This is a genomic window from Clostridium sp. FP2 (genome assembly GCF_011065955.2).
In the GTDB taxonomy this organism is placed as follows: domain Bacteria; phylum Bacillota; class Clostridia; order Clostridiales; family Clostridiaceae; genus Clostridium_AD; species Clostridium_AD tagluense.
In genome coordinates this window covers 2,344,266-2,361,600 of sequence record NZ_JAAMNI020000001.1, presented here as the reverse complement: position 1 = coordinate 2,361,600, position 17,335 = coordinate 2,344,266, and the positions used below count along the sequence as shown (strand labels likewise).

Genomic DNA, 17,335 nt, shown 5'->3' with positions numbered 1-17,335 from the left:
AAATTTCCTCTATTAGTTACCTGAATTTCTTGTTTAATGTGTTAACGATTTAAATCCATCTCCAAAGGCTTCATATATATTATTTACTGTTATAAAAGCATCCTTATCAACAGAGTTTATAAATTTTTTAAGTGTTATAAACTCCCTTCTTCCTAAAATGACCACAAGAACCTCTTTATTCTCATTTGAAAAACCCCCTACTCCATTATATATAGTACATGTTTTCTCTAAATCTTCTCTTATATATTTTCTTATTTTATAGCTGTTCTTACTTATTATTGTAACTTCTTTGCATACGTTTATCCCATCTATAATATTATCTATAACATAACCATTAATTATAACTCCAAGCATCGCATACAATGATAGCTTAATTCCAAAGGCAAAAGCTGCCATTATAGTTATAATTAAATCGCACATTAAAACTCCTTTTCCTAAATTTATGTGAAAATATTTATTTAATATTTTAGCTAATATATCTGTACCGCCAGTTGAAGCATTTTGATTAAATACTATGGCCATACCTATACCTGATATTAATATTCCAAATACAAGTTCTAGGAAAATATCTCCTGTAAGTGGATTTTTAATAGGTATAAATTTTTGAAATACGATTATAATACCTGATACGCCAAAGCTTGCATATACACTTTTCCCACCAAAACTCTTTCCTATAATAATAAATGCTATTACAAACAAAAAAAGATTTATTATTATCATAATCCAACCTACGGATAATCCCCCTATGAATTTATTTATAACTATTGCTAGTCCATTAGCTCCACCTGTTGCCAAATTGTTTGGCATTAAAAAGAAGTACATACCTGCTGATACCATAATCATTCCTATATTTATAAGCACAAATTCCTTTATCTTTGTTTTCATAATACTCCCCCTAATTATCAATTATTTTGCCCATTAGAATAATATTTTTTCCCTGCAAAAAATTAAACCCTTTAGTATTTCTACTAAAGGGCGTGACAGCATCACAAAAAATAAAATGCATTTTTGTACAAATATGCGTCACCCCCTATCTCTCGTAGCGTTCTTGGTGCATTAATAAAGGCAGGTCTTCTGACTCTGGATCATAGTCGCTTTAATCCTTCCCAACAAAATTGTCAGTGGTATAATTTAAAGCTTCTCACCATTACAGCGGCGGGACCGTTCAGGAGTTTCACCTAATTCCCTTTTAAATGAGATACAAACTATCTCATACCTTTACTTTTTTTAAAAGTTTCTTTGAAATTCTTCCATAAAACCTTTTTTAATTGAACCTTATTCATAACAGAGTTCTTGTTAAATTCTTCCACAATAACCCTATCTGCTTCTCTATTTCCTGTTATATTGATTTGATATTCCTTAGCTAAGTCTTGATACATATTCATAATAGTTCCTCCTTCAAATTCTAAACATTATTTAACCCTAATTTTAGAATTTGAGGTGGTTCTGGAAAACATCCATATGCACTTGCTCTTTTTAAATTTAAATACGTAGCATTAAATAAATCATTTAATGAAAATTTTATTAACTTATTTATTTTGCTCATACTTATAACACCTCCCAGTATCCACATGAGTAACTAGTATTACTTTACTATAATAAATATATTATAAATTAAAACTTCATATGCCATACATATTTTATTATCTCAAGTCTAGGTTATATTTTTTTATTTTATATTGCAGATTTTGTCTTGAAATACTAAGCTCTCTTGAAGTTTTGCTAACATTATTATTGTTTTTTTTCAGTGTTTTTTCAATAATTTCCTTTTCAATATTAGCCATATAAGTGGCCAGCTCGAATTTTCCCTCTGAACTTGTCACCATATATTATAAACACCTCCCTGCCTCACATAGAGTTACTTATATAATTGTATAAAATTATTCTGACTTCTTATTTTTAAATGGTAAATCACGGTGTAAAAAAGTGGCAAAAAAAAACCACACCCCAAAGATGTAGAATAATGTAATTAACTTTTTCACGTATTGAAAAACCCAATATAATTGTTAAATTACGTATTTTCATCCTCCCTCCGAAGACTAAAATTCTACACATTAGGCAGGTTTACTGGCTTTAGCATCATCTTACTCTCCAACCTTCTCAGTTTCCCAATGGTTTTCTGGATTTCATCCTCTAATACAGTAGCGGTGGGCTGCAGTGGTTTTTAACCACTTTCCCTTTTAACCCTTAGTTCAGGGCACCTAAAGCTGATATTCAATTTTGTGATATATAAATCATATTAGCAATATTAGATACTGCCAATATGATTTAAATATGAGTCCCATTATTTAATTTTCTTATCCTGATTTTCTTTTTTAGTTCTCTCTACAAATCTTCCGAGGAAAAAGAAAAGAACACCGACTCCAATACCTGTCTGTAGACAAAAGAGTAAACTCTCAATTTCACCTGGTAATTCTCCACCAATCAAAGTTTCCATAACAGGTGTAGCCCAAGGCTTATACTCGGTACCTGTAATCTCGGAAACTACTTTGCTTCCTGCATCATCGGAGCCACCAAATTCAGCACCCTTTAACGCAAATAATGGTATAATGGCAATCAATGCAGCAATAATTAATAAAATGATAACTTTCTTTTTCGTCTTTGCCATTAATTTTCACCTCCATTTAAAAATCCAAGATCTGTAAGTTCAGATTTTGCATATGTTTCAAGACCCATAATGATGACAACAGTCAGAATACCTTCGATAATTGCCAGTGGAAGCTGTGTCGGTGCAAATACTGCAAGGAATTTACCAGCAGACGCTACGATACCACCGCTTGCAGAAGGATATGCAAATGCAAGCTCAAAACTTGTTACACAATAGGTGAATAGGTCACCAATTGATGCTGCCAGAAAAATGCCTACATATTTATTGACTTTCAACTTCTGACATAATTTATAGATTGCATAAGAAATAAGCGGCCCTGCAATAGCCATGGAAAACGTATTAGCACCAAGCGTTGTCAGTCCCCCATGAGCAAGCAGGGTTGCCTGAAAAATCAGTACAATGATTCCAAGAATACTCACTGCCATTGGTCCGAATAAGATTGCACCAAGTCCAGTACCAGTCATATGTGAGCAACTTCCTGTTACTGACGGAATTTTTAAAGATGATAGCACAAAAACGAATGCTCCTGCCATAGCAAGAATAGTGATGGATTTACGATTATCTGACAATGTTTTCTTAATTGATAAGTAGCCTGCTACTAAGAATGGGACACATATAACACCCCATATTATACAAAATTTTAGTGGAAGATATCCTTCCATAATGTGCATTGCGTTTGCTACGGTATTTACTCCGAAAATTAATGCAAAAGCAATTGCAATAGAGACTATTCTTCTTTCTTTTTGATTCATTTTTTTTCCTCCTTTATTGTTTTTAATTTATATTAATCTAAGCTAAAAAGCCTAGAAAAACTAACTATTTTTCAAGTATTTTCTTGAACTCTTGTGTATTTCTCGGATAGGCTTTAGTATCTTCCAGCAGATGTTTTTCTACAAGCAATTCATAAACCTCCATCATAGTTGGCTGTTTTAGATTTGCCTGTTTTAAAATTTCAGTGTTTTGGAAAATTTCTAGCGGTGTTCCATCTGCAATAATTTTTCCCTGGCAGAATACAAGGACTCGCTTAGCCCATCTATATGCAAAATCTACATCATGGGTGGAAATCAGCATTGTCTTACCCTCCAAACCAAGCTTGTCCAAAACTTCTTCTAACATCATTGCATTTAAAGGGTCCAGTGATGCAGTAGGTTCATCAAAGATAATAATTTCCGATTTCATAGCAATGATACCCGCAATGGTTACACGCTTCTTTTCACCCCCACTCAAATAGTGTGGCGGACGATCTTTAAAATCTGAGATGTTCATATATGCCAATGCTTCATCAACCCGCTTTAGTACTTCCTCTTTGGGAAGCTTTAGATTCATCGGTCCGAATCCAACTTCTGCCCTAACTGTAGATGCAATTATTTGATTGTCCGCATCCTGAAATACGATTCCGATTTTTTTTCGAAGCTCTTTTAAATTCTTTTTATTGACGACAGTACCCCGATAAATGATTTTCCCCTGTTCTGGTGTAAATACACCGTTTATGTTCAAGAAAAACGTGGATTTTCCGGATCCATTGGACCCAATGACAGCGATTTTATCACCTTCATAGATATCAACGCTTACGCCGTCCAATGCAGACTTTCCATTTCCATAGACGTAGTATAAATCTTCTACATTTAATATTGGTTTTTCCATAGTATCCCCTTTCTATCTTGTAAATCCCCAGATTAGAATCAAAAAAATTATAAATGCTACTGCATAGGCAATCTGTATTGTCTCTACCTTTTTATCTTCCTCCAAAAAAATAAGATCTCCATCATAGCATCTGGCCTCCATGGCATCATAATAAGTGTTTGCCTTTTTAAGGGAAATAACTAGCATATTGCTTGCAATGCTTCCAAATGTATAACAGGAAGTTTTAAAATCACAGTAGCCCTGTCGGGCTTCTGCAGAGTTTTTCATTTTAGAATAGACATCCATTAAAATGAAAATGTAACGATAAATCAGGTTCATCAGCTCTACAATAAGCTTTGGCACATGTGCAGCTCGGAGTACATAGATAATCTCAGAAGATGGAGTTGACAGTGTCATCATCTGTAGGGCACTTATAGCTGCAAAAACCTTCAGAATCAAAAAGACCACTTCCTTAATCTTTGCCTGAGAGGTAAACACATAGCAGAAACCAAGATTCAGGTTATACTGTCCCATAGGCTGCTTTGAAAAATCAATGGCAATTGTAAACGTGCCAAGGAGAATAAAGACGATTGGAATCGCCAGTATTGACAAATATTCATTTACTGGAAGCTCTCCTTTTACAATGGTCAAATAGGCCATTGCAATAATAACAACAACAGATACATAAGGGTTTTCCAATGCAATACAAAGAATCAGTATAGCAGCAGAAAGAGATACTTTAAAAGTAGCATTCCAGTGTCTGATTTTAGAAGTGTAAGCATAAAAATCAATTGAAAACCCTTCGCCATGTTTATGTCCGCTTTTATGGTGATGATGTTTCCCATCACCATTGGTGTGCCCATCTCCATGTTTCCATTTGAAGAAAATCACAACTATCAGAAATATGGCACATAAAATAATAATAATTTTTCCCATGTCACACCTCCTTTGAATTTTTATCTCATGTTAGCATTCTTGAATAATTTAGAACCACAAAAATGGAGGAAACATTGTGAACAATGGAACCGACAATTGGGTTTAAAAAACAAAATTCCTTTTAACTAAAGTGTTAAAAGGAAACGCTTGAAAAATATGCTTATTCATATAAAATAAATAAACAAATTTTCATTACAGTGCCCTCTCTATCACTCGTAGAGTTTATGGTGCAGAAATATAAGCAGGTCTTCTGACTAAAGAATCATTATTTAAGTACGCCTTCCCCGTTTCCAAGTGGCATAATATACCTAAATTCATCTATTACAGCTACGAGATAGTTCAGGATTTTAACCCAATTCCCTTTTAATTAATTTTAATTAAACCTATATTCTATTATTTAGTTTTTAGTTCTTTGCAAATGCCCTTACTATACAATAAGTCAATGAATTTAGTTGTATAGATGTAACATATTTTGTCCCTCCAAACATAGCATCTTTTTCTATTATGTATATTAACAACCTTTTAAAACACTATATTCCAAAAAAAAATACCCAACCTACAAAAGGTCGAGCAAAATATTTTATAAAAATAAAATGTCTTCACATCTCATGTGAAAGCAATATAATTGCAATCCCGTCCCTCCGTAGGATAAAGCTGTATATCATCTAGGCAGGTCTCCTGGCTTACGGGTCACTCTCCTCCAACCTTCCCAGCGCTTGCCAGTGGTATGGATTTGTCTCCGTGTACAGTAGCGGGGGCTGCAGTGGATTTCGACCACTTTCCCTATTAATCCTTTAAAAGGTACCTTAGATGACTATTTGTTAAGTTATTACTGTTATTATAGCCTATATTTACCTTTATTGCAATATCTAAAATTCTATACCCTCTCTAGATGGCACTCCCTCATTAAAATAATGCTTTATGTCCTTCATCTCAGTTACCAGATTTGCTTTATCTATTATAGCTTTAGGTACGTTTCTTCCTGTTAAAATTAACTCTATATTGTAAGGTTTATTTTCTATTAATTCTAGTACTTGTTCTTCACTTATTAGTCCATTGTTCAATGCTCCCATTACCTCATCCATAATAAGTATATCGCATTTTTCTTCTTTTAATGCTTCTTTGCAAAATTCATATCCTTTTTGCACTTCTTCTTTTAATTCAATTTTTTCCTCAGCATTTAATGTCCAAAAAAATCCTCTCTTTTTCTCAAACCTAAATATATTAAAAAAAGGAGCCAATTTTTTGGAACTTTCAATTTCCCCAGTTTTACTTCCTTTTAAAAACTGTACCATAAATACATTGTATCCGTTTCCAGCAGCTCTCACAGCTAGTCCTACAGCTGCGGTTGTTTTCCCTTTACCATTTCCTGTATAAATTTGCACATATCCATTTTTTAATTTTCCCATTATATTCATCTCTCCTTGTTTAAAAATATCTAATTGTGGTACTACGGTAATTTCCTCTTAAGGTCGAGTAAAAGACTTTATATAAAATAAAATGCCTTCACATCCCATGTGAAAGCAATACAATGCAAAAAAGCATATATAATTGCCATCCCGTCCCTCCGTAGGATAAAGCTGTATATCATCTAGGCAGGTCTCCTGGCTTGCGGGTCACTCTCCTCCAACCTTCCCAGCGCTTTGCCAGTGGTATGGATTTGTCTCCGTGTACAGTAGCGGGGGCTGCAGTGGATTTAGACCACTTTCCCTATTAAACCTTTAAAAGGCACCTTAAATAATTTTTTATTAAGTTGTAACAATAGTATAGAATATTTTCTCTTTTTTTGCAATGCTAAAAGTAAGTTTTCATCCATAGCTTTCCAGTCCTTGGCTACTTGCTCTTATTTTATCACCACCAGCTTTTATTCATTTAATTTCTATTATTATCTGTTTATCCTTTATATAGAATGTATAAGATATATTGACAATTTGCAAAAATATAAATATGATTAATTTAGATAATAACTATATTTTATTATAAACAGAATATTTTTATGCACTTATCGCAATTGCGGTGTTAAATAATTGAGAAGGGAGAGTGTCAATGGGTAAAAATATATTAAAAACAACAGATAAAAAATTAAATAACGATATCAAGAAAATTTTCATGCTTTCATGGCCTATTATGATCGGCATGATACTTCAAAGTTTTTTGGGAACAGTTGATACATATTTCATAGCAAAGCTTGGTACGAATGAAGCCGCAGCTGCTGCACTATCTAATTCAGCTTCGAGTGTAATCTTTGTGATATCAACTCTCGTTTCAGCTGGAACTATAGCTCTTGTTTCAAGAAGCTATGGTGAGGGTGACATGGAGGCAGTTAGATCTTTTAGTGGACAATCATTTACTCTATCACTTATTTTCGGAATAATATTGAGTATAATATGTTTTTTAAATACAGGAAACATAATCAAATTAATTTTTAATCCGGAACCCAATGTAGCAGCTCTGACAGAAAAGTATTTATCCGTTGTCTTTATTGGAACAATATTTGTATTTTTAAATTCAGTATTAAGGACAATACTGCAATCACTAGGAGATACATTAACTCCACTTATAATTTTTGGAATATCTAATCTAATAAATGCAATACTTGATCCCCTTTTTATGTTCACATTTCATTTAGGAATTGCAGGTGCTGCTATTGCAACAGTTATATCTATGGTTTTTTCTTGCATTGCAATTACTATTGTTCTTATTAGGAAAATATACGATTCTAGTCTAAATAAATTTATACGGAGTATGAAGCTGCAACTAAATAACAGTATTAGAATATTAAAGATAGGAGGCTGGGCATGTTTGCAGCAGGTTGCAAGACCTATTACCGGAATGTTTATGTTCAGCCTTGTGTATACAGTTGGAGGTAGAGAGGGTACCGCAGCCTTCGGAATAGGTGGACAGCTTTTTAACTATACCTTTATATTCCTTGTTGGTCTTTCAACTGCCATTTCAATAATGGTGGGTCAAAGCCTTGGGCGAGGTGATATAAATGGATGTGATAAAATTATAAAAGAAGGATTAAAACTGGCAGGCTACAACATGATTTTATTTTCAATACCCTATTTGATTTTTCCAGCAAATATAATGAGTTTTTTTATTAATGACCCATTAGTAATAAGAACTGGAGCGGAGTACCTCCGAATAGTATATGTTGGTCTTATTTTTGTAGTATACACAACAATTTATGGAGGAGCTTTTCAAGGGTCAGGAGATACATTCCCACCTATGATTTCCTCAATAGTTGCAAACGTAGTTTTAAAGCTTCCCATTGCATATATCCTGGCAAGCACATTAAATATGGGGACAAATGGTGTGTGGGCTGCAGTATCTTTATCAGTTGTAATTGAGGCAGTTATTATAATAGTATATTTTAAAACCAATAGATGGAAGGAGAAAATTATATGATAGTAAAAACTAAAGCATCACAAGCAATTATGGAATACTTAAATCAAAATCAAATTGTAAATTTAAATATAATAGGCATAATAGAAAATGAACCTCTAGCAGAAATATATGTAGATAAGGAACAATTATCTAGGGGTGCTCTTGTAAGATACGAATACTTTAACTACATATATACTGAGGATGATGTGTTTTTAGATGAAGTGCTTAAAACACTATTTAAAGATAATTTTTATGGATTTTCAGGTGTATACAGACCACTTGCGCAGAAAATAAGAGAAAGATATTTAGTCACCTGGGAAAGCAGATGTGCATTGCACTACCTTCCAAATGAAAACTTAGATTTAAGTCTTGTAAAAAACACGGTAGAATCTATTAATATAAAAGATGCAGAAACAGTTGATAATTTTTACACCTATAGAAATCCTGATAGCCTTAAAACCATTGAAAAAGATATATCTCATCGACCATCTTCAGCTATATATTCTAATGGAGATATTGCCTCATGGGTGCTTGTTCACAATGACAATTCCATGGGTATAATGTTCACAAAGGATGAGTATAGAAAAAATAATTATGCAGTTGATACTTCAATAGACCTTTCATCAAAGATTATGAAGCTAGGAAAAACACCTTTTCTTCAAATAAATGAAGCAAATAATATGTCACCAGGTCTTGCAGCGAAATGTGGCTTTATAAAATATGGTTATTCAGATTGGTTTGGAATAATTGAAGGAACTCCGAAGGATCTCATAGATTCAAACAATCAAAGCAGAAATAATCATATTAAAGCCATTGAAGGTTTTAGGTATATAGATGATAAAGAGCTTAATTGTATGTACCTTCCACCCTACATTTTAAATAGTGAATATGAAAAAATAGAAGGATTTACTATTGAAAAAGCTACAAATAGTGAAATGATAGACACATGGTGTGGAACTTTTATAGCTGCTCTTGAAATTAAAGAAATTAAAAAGAACACTTTTAAAAATATAGTTTATAATGCTGTTACAAACATTGAAAATGGCTATACTCTTTATAATGGGATTTTAAATGGTGAAGTAGTTTCTACAACTGCATTTAGTAAATTAGATACCGATGTCTTAGGATTATATTTTTGGGCCGTTAAACCTTCATTAAGGGGAAGAGGAATTGGACGAGCTACAGTAATTAAAACAATAAAAGATGTAACAAAAAATGATGATATAGAATTTATATTACTTCAAAGTCCTGATAAATATGTTGATATGTTAGAAAAAATAGGATTTGTTCACAGTCATTATATAAATAATAATATGGACATGTAGCAATAATTTATAAATTTAAACGGTTGTACTTTATATAAGTTTAACAAGGCCTAAGGAAAATACTATCACTATTAAATATAAAAAAGCATCACTAATCAAATTATTTTGATAGTGCTGCTCTTTTGCTATATCTCTATTAATTAATGATGGAAACTAACTTTGTTACAAATACAAGTATTTAATGCTGATTTATCCTTTAAAATCTCCAATTCTTTTTTTAAATCACGAAGAAGTAAAAATATCATATCACGACTAACACCGTGACGAATTAAAATACGTTGTACGGTTATATCTTGTCGATTGCTTGGGAGTGGATAGGAGGCTATTTGCCAACCATGCATTCTTAAACGGTCAGAAAGATCATAAAGTGTGAATCCACTTGCAATTTCATCCTTTAGTTTATAACAAACTGCAGGTATTGCACCATGACCATCATATAGTATTTCAAATAAATCTATTTTGTAAAGCTCCTCACCTAAATACTGGGCAGTATTGGCACAGCCATTCTGAATTGCAGTGTAGCCCTCATGACCCAATTGCAAAAGCTTGTAATATTGGGCAATAATTTGACCAGCTGGCCTTGAAAAATTCAGTGCAAAGGTTGGCATTTGTCCTCCTAAATAATCCACATTAAAGATTAATTCCTCAGGCAAATCCTCCAAAGCCCTCCAAACTACCCAACCAACACCAAGCGGTGCCATACCAAATTTATGACCTGATGCATTAATAGATTTAACCCTAGGAATGCAAAAATCCCACTTAATATTTTTCTGTATAAATGGTGCAATAAATGCTCCGCTAGCTCCATCCACATGAATGGGGATATCATAGCCTGCTTCTTTCTCAATCACATCTAGGGCTTTAGCAATCTCCTCCACTGGCTCATAAACGCAGGTAAATGTGCTACCCAAAGTTGCCACTACTCCAATTGTATTCTCATCACAATAATCCACTAGTTGAGAAGGCTTCAAGCATAGCTCATCTGGTAGTAGAGGAATTTCTCTTATTTCTACATCAAAGTATCTTGCAAATTTATGCCAACATATTTGAACAGGTCCGCATACAATGTTAGGATTACTCGAAGATTTGCCCTCAGCTTCGCGACGTTTGCGCCATTTCCATTTAAATGCCAAGCCACCAAGTATTGCCGCTTCACTTGATCCAATTGTGGAACACCCAATGGTGTCTAATTCTCCAGGTGAATGCCAAAGATTTGCCAATATGTTAACACATCGATGTTCAATTTCAGCAGTTTGCGGGTACTCATCCTTATCTATCATATTTTTATTAATTGATAAATCCATTAGATCACGCACTTCGTCTTCAATGTATGTAGTACAAAAGGTTGCTAGGTTTTGACGAGCGTTTCCATCCATAAACAGCTCGTCGTAGATCAATTGCCGAATCACTTGGGGATCGGAAATTTTATCAGGCAACTCATCTTTCGGAAGCTGTGTCTGAGCTATTGAATTAGTATAAAGAGATTTAAACCCTTCATCATCTCTGTTTTTATTATTAAACAATGTCATATTTTATTCCGCCTCTCTTATCCACAACAATTAAACCATTATATTATTTAATATTTTACACCTGTATTATACGCATTATACTATCTCATTGAAAAAACATACTTAATATCACTTTTATATAAATTGCTGGTGCTTGTCCATGAATACATTAAGCTAAAATTATGAATATTTTCTTATTCATAAATATCTGAAAATTCTACATTCATCTTTTCAATAAATTTGTCTTTATCCTCAGCTTCGTTAAAATTATGTATTATGCACTCCTCATTTGTATCATATTTAACTGGAAGTTCAATAATAAATTCGCAGCCTTTTCCATATTCACTTTTTACGCTAATATTTCCACCATGCATTTCAACAAGAGATTTCGTTAAAGATAACCCAATACCACTACCTTCATTCTCTCTTGTAAATAGTTTTGAAACTTGTTTGTATCTTTCAAATATTATATTTTGATTTTCTTTTTCAATTCCAATCCCATTATCTTTAACTGAAATAACAATCGTGTCCACTCCCTTGTAAATATTTATAAGAGCAGAATCCGCAGTAAATTTTATAGCATTTGAGATGATATTTAGCATTATCCTCTCAATCATATCCACATCACATATTATTAACATTTTTTCAACATCTGTATGGAATAGCAAGTTGATATCCTTTTGTTTTGCATAATCTGATACCGACAATGCAATTCTGTTAATAAGACTTACAATATCTTGATTACTAAAATGCGGTTCATAAAATCCCGCATCAATTTTAGTTGAATCAATTAGGTTGTTAACCAACCTTAATAGACGCATGCAATTTCGTTTCATAGCTTTTAAGTGTTTTGAAGTTTTTTCTTTGTTTAAATAAGAGCCATTTTTCAGATATAGCTCAAAGAGCTGAACCCCTGCCAGGGTAACGTTGATAGGAGTTCTGAGTTCATGCGACATATTAGCAATAAATTCACTTTTGTTAATACTAGCTTTTTCCGCAATTTCCTTTGCTTTTTTTAGCTCTTCTTTAACATTTTTTTGGAAAGTAATATCTTGAAAAACTCCGTACCTAAAAGACGGTTGTAGCAATTTTCCTTTTACTGATGTAAACCTGTCAAGAAACCATCGGTACTCACCATTTTTGCATAAAAACCGGTACTCTATTGCTATTGTCTCTGATGCACCATTCTTTGTGGATGCTTCTTTTATACGCTGAATTACATCATCCGAATCATCCGGATGAATCTTTTTAAAAACAGTATTCTCATTCATTACTAGAATTTCCTCAAGAGTATAACCTGTTAATCTTTCAAAAACTGGACTCATATAATCATATTTATCAGTTACAACATTTCTTCTATAAGATGCATCCTGGGAATACTCAAGAACATTAGAAAACCGTTCCTTGGCTTCTCTTAATTCCTGTTCCATTAGCTTGCGAGAATTAATATCGGAATGTGTACCTGTTACTCTTAAAGGCTTTCCATCTGTAGTCCAGCTTATAATTTTACCCTTGCTAAGTATCCATTTATAAAATCCATCTTTTGCACGGAGTCTATATTCACTGTCGTAGGCCGGAACTAATCCTTCTAAATACCTGTTTAACTTTAAATAAGCAGACTCCTTATCCTCAGGGTGAAGGAGCTTGTCCCATTCGCTAAATAAATTTTGAATCTCATTCTCTTCATAACCAAGCATGCCCTTCCATCCTTTTGAATAAATCATCTCATTTGTTATTGCATTCCAATCCCAAACACCATCTCCGCTACCCTCAAGAGCAAAGTTTAGCCGTTCCTCGTTTGCTTTTAGCTCCTCCATAGTTCTCTTATCCTCAGCTATCTCTTTTTGAAGAATAGAATTAGCTTGTTCTAATTTTTTCATATTAGCTTTTAGTTTTTCTATTTCTATAGACTTCTCTCTATTCATAATTTTACCCCCACCCTATAATCCAATAACACTATTTCAAACTGTTTGTATTTATTATTAATCAGTTACACACTAACAAGTCCCACTTTAATTCTAATTTTATACATATATTTCAATTATATTAATATCCTATATTTATTCAACATAAATTTTAAGATTTTTAATATATTTTATCATAAATTCACCATATTCCAAGAATACCATATAAATTTGTCATTGTATTTGTTTGAAATCGCCTTTTATATGCCCCAGGTAAATCTTAAACCTCGGAACAGTTACATAACTTGTATCTATATTGCTAGGGTTAAACTGGATGAAAAGCTCTCAACCCCTTCCAGAAAATCCTGGACATGATAAGGGTGGATAAAGTGAAAATCATTAAATTATCACCTGCGGTGCTGCAATATTAACTAAAACATTACAAAACCCTGGATATTTGGTACAATGTTTGTGTAATTTAAATATTATAATATATAAATTCAAACTTGTTTTTTCTAATATAGGGGGGTATGTAATATTAATAAAATAATCAAAATCATTTATGTATTAGTTGGTTTTATAGCAATGGGATTAGGTATTATAGGAATAATTTTACCAGTACTACCTACAACCCCTTTCTTACTTTTAGCCTCCGTATGCTTTATGAGAGGATCTGAAAGATTGAATACCTGGTTTAAGAGTACTAAAATTTATAAGAAGCATCTAGAAAGCTTTATTAAAGATAGAACCTTAACTTTAAAGCAAAAGGTAATAATATTATTATTCGCCGATTTTATGATAGCTTTCCCACTAATAATTACAAATAACATATTCATGAAAATTGTTTTAATATTTATTATATTATGTAAATATTATTATTTTATTTTCAAAATTAAAACTAAAAAGATATTAAAAGTAGATTATCAGACAGAAGAAATCTGATAAGATGTAAAAAAGCCAGCTAAGATTCTTAATATTTACCTTAACTGGCTTTTCTTTATATGTTTTATTGATTTTTCGCTTCCTTAGTAAGCGCATTGTAATTAGGTGAATCAGCACCAATTATTTTATCTAATTTCCAGTTGTATCCGTTAGTTCCATCATAAACAAGGAAATATAATGCTACAAAGGAACCAGAAGCGCTTTTATTCTTTTTATCATCCTTATAAGTAATGCTTCCATAAACATATTTTATATTTTCAAAACCTTTTTTGGATAATATTTTACTAGTTTTAAATGTCTTCGCTTCTTCAGGTGTTATTTTATGATTATTAGACCACCAGAAAAACAAATTACTTCCTTCAACTTCAACATTAGTAATAGTTGATATTATTCGTGGAGTCGCTACATTATTTATTGTACCACTATTAACAGTAGTTTTTGCTTTATCTGTTAACGCTATTTTACTTAAAGATATTGAGAAAGTATAACCAGTTGTTAATACTGATTTTATTTCCCCCGCCGTATTTTCCCTCTTAGCATTAACATATAGTACTCCTTTTTCTGCATCATACCTTTTACCAGCTACATTAATGCTCTTAGTAAAACTATCCTTTACAGTAAACCCTTTTCCTCCAAAGAAATTCGAATAAGTTACTGTTTCTTCCAATCCATTTTCCCTTACAGCTTCAATAACCTTTTCATTAGAAAAAGTTGGCGATATTACTAATGCAAAATCCTCAGTGCTATTTTTCTCGGTAGTAGCAATTCTCCATGCTTCATTTTCAAAAACAAGCTTGCACTTTATTTTTCCTGTAGTAGCCAGAAGTCCGCTGTCTATAGATGTTTGCATTAGAATTTCTTCTTTCCCCTTTTCTAAATCTGGTGTTTTTAAACTTATAGCAAGACTTTTAACATCTTGTCCACCTAATACTACTTTTGTATCTGCAATGGTTATACTTAATTTTTTCACGGCTTCCAAGAACTTCTTTTCATCCATACCTACAACCGGTTTTATTGCAGTAAGTGTGTCCAATGTAACTCCGTCACTTATTTTCCATTGATTTTTACCTTGGTAAGTATATACTACTGATGCCAAAGTCTTTGCCTCAATAGCGCCGTTGTTCAAAGTTAACGCTATTTTTATCTCATCCTTACTCTTATCTGTATTTCTAGTATTTATACTGAAGCTTTTCATGTTATCCTTGCTCATTTTTATGCTTGTACCTTTAGGCAGAGTTATTATTTTTCCCATCAAGTCTTCCTTTATTCTAACTTCATCTACGGGCCTTGCAATAAAAAATGTGTATGCAAACACCCCTCCTCCAATAACAACTAATAGGGCTATTATAGGTATAACTACTTTCATATTCATAAAGGTTTTCTTTAATGGAGTAATTTTTTTTTCTCTGGTTACTTTCATATTCATAAAGGTTTTTTTTAATGAAGCAAATTTTTTTTCTCTGATTACTTTCATGTTCACAAAGGTTTTTTTTAATGAATCAAAAAACTTCTCTCCATTTTCTCTGTTATACTTCTTTATATTTTTTTCTGTTATTACAGGCATAGGTTGTGTATCCTCATGGTTTTTCTTATTTATGTTCCCAGTAGTTATATTCTCATTTTCTATGTTATTAATTTTCGGGGCATTTTGCTTAACTTTCGAATCAATGTCCTCTTCTATTTCCTCTCCACAATATGGGCAAAATTTCAATCCACTAATATTAGTAAATTCATTATTACAATTGTTGCAAATCATTTATTCCCTCCAAACATTTATGTAAATATATAAAATAACCAATATTTTGTATTCAATATATTATATCCTGTTTGCACACTATATTCAAACATATTCACCATCACTACCCCTTGAAATTATAAGGAATAAAATTTTATTATATTGTGGGTGAATTTGTTATATCCAACACCTAAGAGCGTAAATTCAGTTTTCACATTATTTTTTCTTGAAGCCTTGCTTAAAATTCATGTTATAATTGTATATAAATAAACTATGATATAGTGCTAATTTGTAAAATATTACAATTAAATAAAAAGAAGATATAAAATAATAGTTCCTACTATTCTTATACTGCATTTCATAATTATCAGGAAGAATTTATGACTTGTCATAAAGAGACAAGCTACTGATTAAGGGGGATTTATTGTGATTAAAAAAATTAATACAATGTATTTTAGTGCTACAGATACGACAAAAAAAGTGGTATGCAATATAGGAAAGACATTTTCCCAAAATATTGATAAAGGAATATCTATAAATAATATTGATTTTACATTACCTGAAGCTCGAAAAAAGATAGTGTCGTTTACGAAGCAGGATATCCTTATTATAGGAATTCCTGTTTATGCAGGAAGAGTTCCTAATATATTATTAAAATATTTAAACTCTATTACCGGTAATGGTGCATTAGCAATTCCCGTAGTTGTATATGGAAACAGAAATTATGATGATGCATTAATAGAACTGAAAGATATACTTGAACTAAATGGTTTTAAAGTTATTGGCGGGGGTGCATTTATAGGAGAACATGCATTTTCTAAAACTCTTGCTGAAAATAGGCCCGATGAAGAAGATATGGCCATTGCACGCGACTTTGCAAATCAATTATATACAAAAATAATAACTCAAGATAAATATCAAACTGTAATTATAAATGGAAATAAGCCTTATAGAAAACACTATATTCCTACAAATAAAGATGGTATTGATGTTGATATTAGAAAGGTTTGTCCAAAAACAACTAGCAATTGTAATGATTGTAAACTTTGTGCAACTATATGTCCTATGGGTTCCATTGATTTTCAAGATGTATCTAAATTAAATGGAATTTGTATTAAATGTGGAGCTTGTATTAAAAAATGCCCAATGAATGCAAAATATTATGATGATGAAGATTATTTGCGACATAAGCATGAATTAGAAGTTAATTTTACTTATCGAAAACAACCAGAATTATTTCTATAGAATAGTAGGCATGCACTACCACTACACTAAAACTAAATCTTACTGTTCCACTTTTGTATTTATAAAAGAAAAAAGAGCTATCTCGCTATAGAAATTACTTTCTATAGCGAGATAGCCCCCTC

At 32.2% G+C, this 17,335-nt stretch carries 16 protein-coding genes and 5 riboswitches; of the genes, 4 read left to right on the top strand and 12 right to left on the bottom strand.

The genetic code is table 11. From position 1 onward, the window contains the following. Positions 1-33: 33 nt before the first annotated feature. From G9F71_RS11320 to G9F71_RS11280, 9 genes are all read right to left on the bottom strand, one after another. Positions 34-885: a YitT family protein gene (locus G9F71_RS11320; RefSeq protein WP_164948209.1), complete on the bottom strand. Its 852-nt coding sequence runs from the start codon at positions 883-885 to the stop codon at positions 34-36. Between the two features lie 161 nt (positions 886-1,046). Next, positions 1,047-1,235: riboswitch (cobalamin riboswitch) on the bottom strand. Next, a complete protein-coding gene (locus G9F71_RS11315; RefSeq protein ID WP_164948210.1) occupies positions 1,206-1,385 on the bottom strand; it encodes a hypothetical protein in 180 nt (59 codons plus the stop codon). Its footprint overlaps the riboswitch before it by 30 nt. A gap of 20 nt (positions 1,386-1,405) precedes the next feature. Next, complete coding sequence (locus G9F71_RS11310; RefSeq protein WP_164946980.1) at positions 1,406-1,546, bottom strand: hypothetical protein; 141 nt, start codon at positions 1,544-1,546, stop codon at positions 1,406-1,408. A 97-nt stretch (positions 1,547-1,643) separates the two neighbouring features. Next, positions 1,644-1,826: a helix-turn-helix domain-containing protein gene (locus G9F71_RS11305; protein WP_164948211.1), complete on the bottom strand. Its 183-nt coding sequence runs from the start codon at positions 1,824-1,826 to the stop codon at positions 1,644-1,646. A 213-nt stretch (positions 1,827-2,039) separates the two neighbouring features. Beyond that, a riboswitch (cobalamin riboswitch) is annotated at positions 2,040-2,220 on the bottom strand. A gap of 64 nt (positions 2,221-2,284) precedes the next feature. Then, complete coding sequence (locus tag G9F71_RS11300; protein ID WP_164948212.1) at positions 2,285-2,608, bottom strand: energy-coupling factor ABC transporter substrate-binding protein; 324 nt, start codon at positions 2,606-2,608, stop codon at positions 2,285-2,287. After that, positions 2,608-3,360, bottom strand: coding sequence for an energy-coupling factor ABC transporter permease (locus tag G9F71_RS11295; protein WP_164946983.1), 753 nt, complete (start codon positions 3,358-3,360; stop codon positions 2,608-2,610). Before G9F71_RS11295 ends, G9F71_RS11300 begins: the two co-directional genes overlap by 1 nt. A gap of 64 nt (positions 3,361-3,424) precedes the next feature. Further along, positions 3,425-4,252, bottom strand: a complete 828-nt coding sequence (locus G9F71_RS11290) for an energy-coupling factor ABC transporter ATP-binding protein (protein ID WP_164948213.1) — start codon at positions 4,250-4,252, stop codon at positions 3,425-3,427. A gap of 12 nt (positions 4,253-4,264) precedes the next feature. After that, a complete protein-coding gene (gene cbiQ, locus G9F71_RS11285; protein ID WP_164948214.1) occupies positions 4,265-5,167 on the bottom strand; it encodes a cobalt ECF transporter T component CbiQ in 903 nt (300 codons plus the stop codon). Positions 5,168-5,389: 222 nt separating this feature from the next. After that, a riboswitch (cobalamin riboswitch) is annotated at positions 5,390-5,569 on the bottom strand. Positions 5,570-5,817: 248 nt separating this feature from the next. Then, positions 5,818-5,991: riboswitch (cobalamin riboswitch) on the bottom strand. Positions 5,992-6,036: 45 nt separating this feature from the next. Next, the gene (locus G9F71_RS11280) at positions 6,037-6,576 is read right to left on the bottom strand and encodes a cob(I)yrinic acid a,c-diamide adenosyltransferase (protein WP_164948215.1); all 540 of its coding nucleotides are present in this window, start codon (positions 6,574-6,576) and stop codon (positions 6,037-6,039) included. 167 nt (positions 6,577-6,743) lie between these two features. Then, positions 6,744-6,918: riboswitch (cobalamin riboswitch) on the bottom strand. A gap of 295 nt (positions 6,919-7,213) precedes the next feature. Between G9F71_RS11280 and G9F71_RS11275 the strand changes: the two genes are divergently transcribed. Both G9F71_RS11275 and G9F71_RS11270 read left to right on the top strand, forming a co-directional pair. Further along, positions 7,214-8,575 (top strand): MATE family efflux transporter, encoded by a 1,362-nt coding sequence (locus tag G9F71_RS11275; RefSeq protein ID WP_164948216.1) that lies wholly within the window; start codon positions 7,214-7,216, stop codon positions 8,573-8,575. Beyond that, complete coding sequence (locus G9F71_RS11270; RefSeq protein ID WP_164948217.1) at positions 8,572-9,879, top strand: GNAT family N-acetyltransferase; 1,308 nt, start codon at positions 8,572-8,574, stop codon at positions 9,877-9,879. The genes G9F71_RS11275 and G9F71_RS11270 overlap by 4 nt, the downstream gene beginning before the upstream one ends. Before the next feature lie 140 nt (positions 9,880-10,019). Here the strand turns inward: G9F71_RS11270 and G9F71_RS11265 are convergent, their stop codons facing one another. Both G9F71_RS11265 and G9F71_RS11260 read right to left on the bottom strand, forming a co-directional pair. Further along, positions 10,020-11,408 carry a glutamate decarboxylase gene (locus tag G9F71_RS11265; protein WP_164948218.1) on the bottom strand — a complete coding sequence of 463 codons (1,389 nt, stop codon included), beginning with the start codon at positions 11,406-11,408 and terminating at the stop codon, positions 10,020-10,022. Positions 11,409-11,581: 173 nt separating this feature from the next. Then, entirely contained in the window at positions 11,582-13,312 is a 1,731-nt protein-coding gene (locus G9F71_RS11260) for a sensor histidine kinase (protein ID WP_164948219.1), read from the bottom strand. A 516-nt stretch (positions 13,313-13,828) separates the two neighbouring features. Here G9F71_RS11260 and G9F71_RS11255 point away from each other — a divergent pair. Then, a complete protein-coding gene (locus G9F71_RS11255) occupies positions 13,829-14,233 on the top strand; it encodes a YbaN family protein (RefSeq protein WP_164948441.1) in 405 nt (134 codons plus the stop codon). Between the two features lie 64 nt (positions 14,234-14,297). Here G9F71_RS11255 and G9F71_RS11250 read toward each other — a convergent pair whose 3' ends face one another. Further along, entirely contained in the window at positions 14,298-15,989 is a 1,692-nt protein-coding gene (locus tag G9F71_RS11250; protein ID WP_164948220.1) for a hypothetical protein, read from the bottom strand. A gap of 402 nt (positions 15,990-16,391) precedes the next feature. Between G9F71_RS11250 and G9F71_RS11245 the strand changes: the two genes are divergently transcribed. Beyond that, the gene (locus G9F71_RS11245; protein ID WP_224626673.1) at positions 16,392-17,213 is read left to right on the top strand and encodes an EFR1 family ferrodoxin; all 822 of its coding nucleotides are present in this window, start codon (positions 16,392-16,394) and stop codon (positions 17,211-17,213) included. The last annotated feature ends 122 nt before the right edge of the window (positions 17,214-17,335 follow it).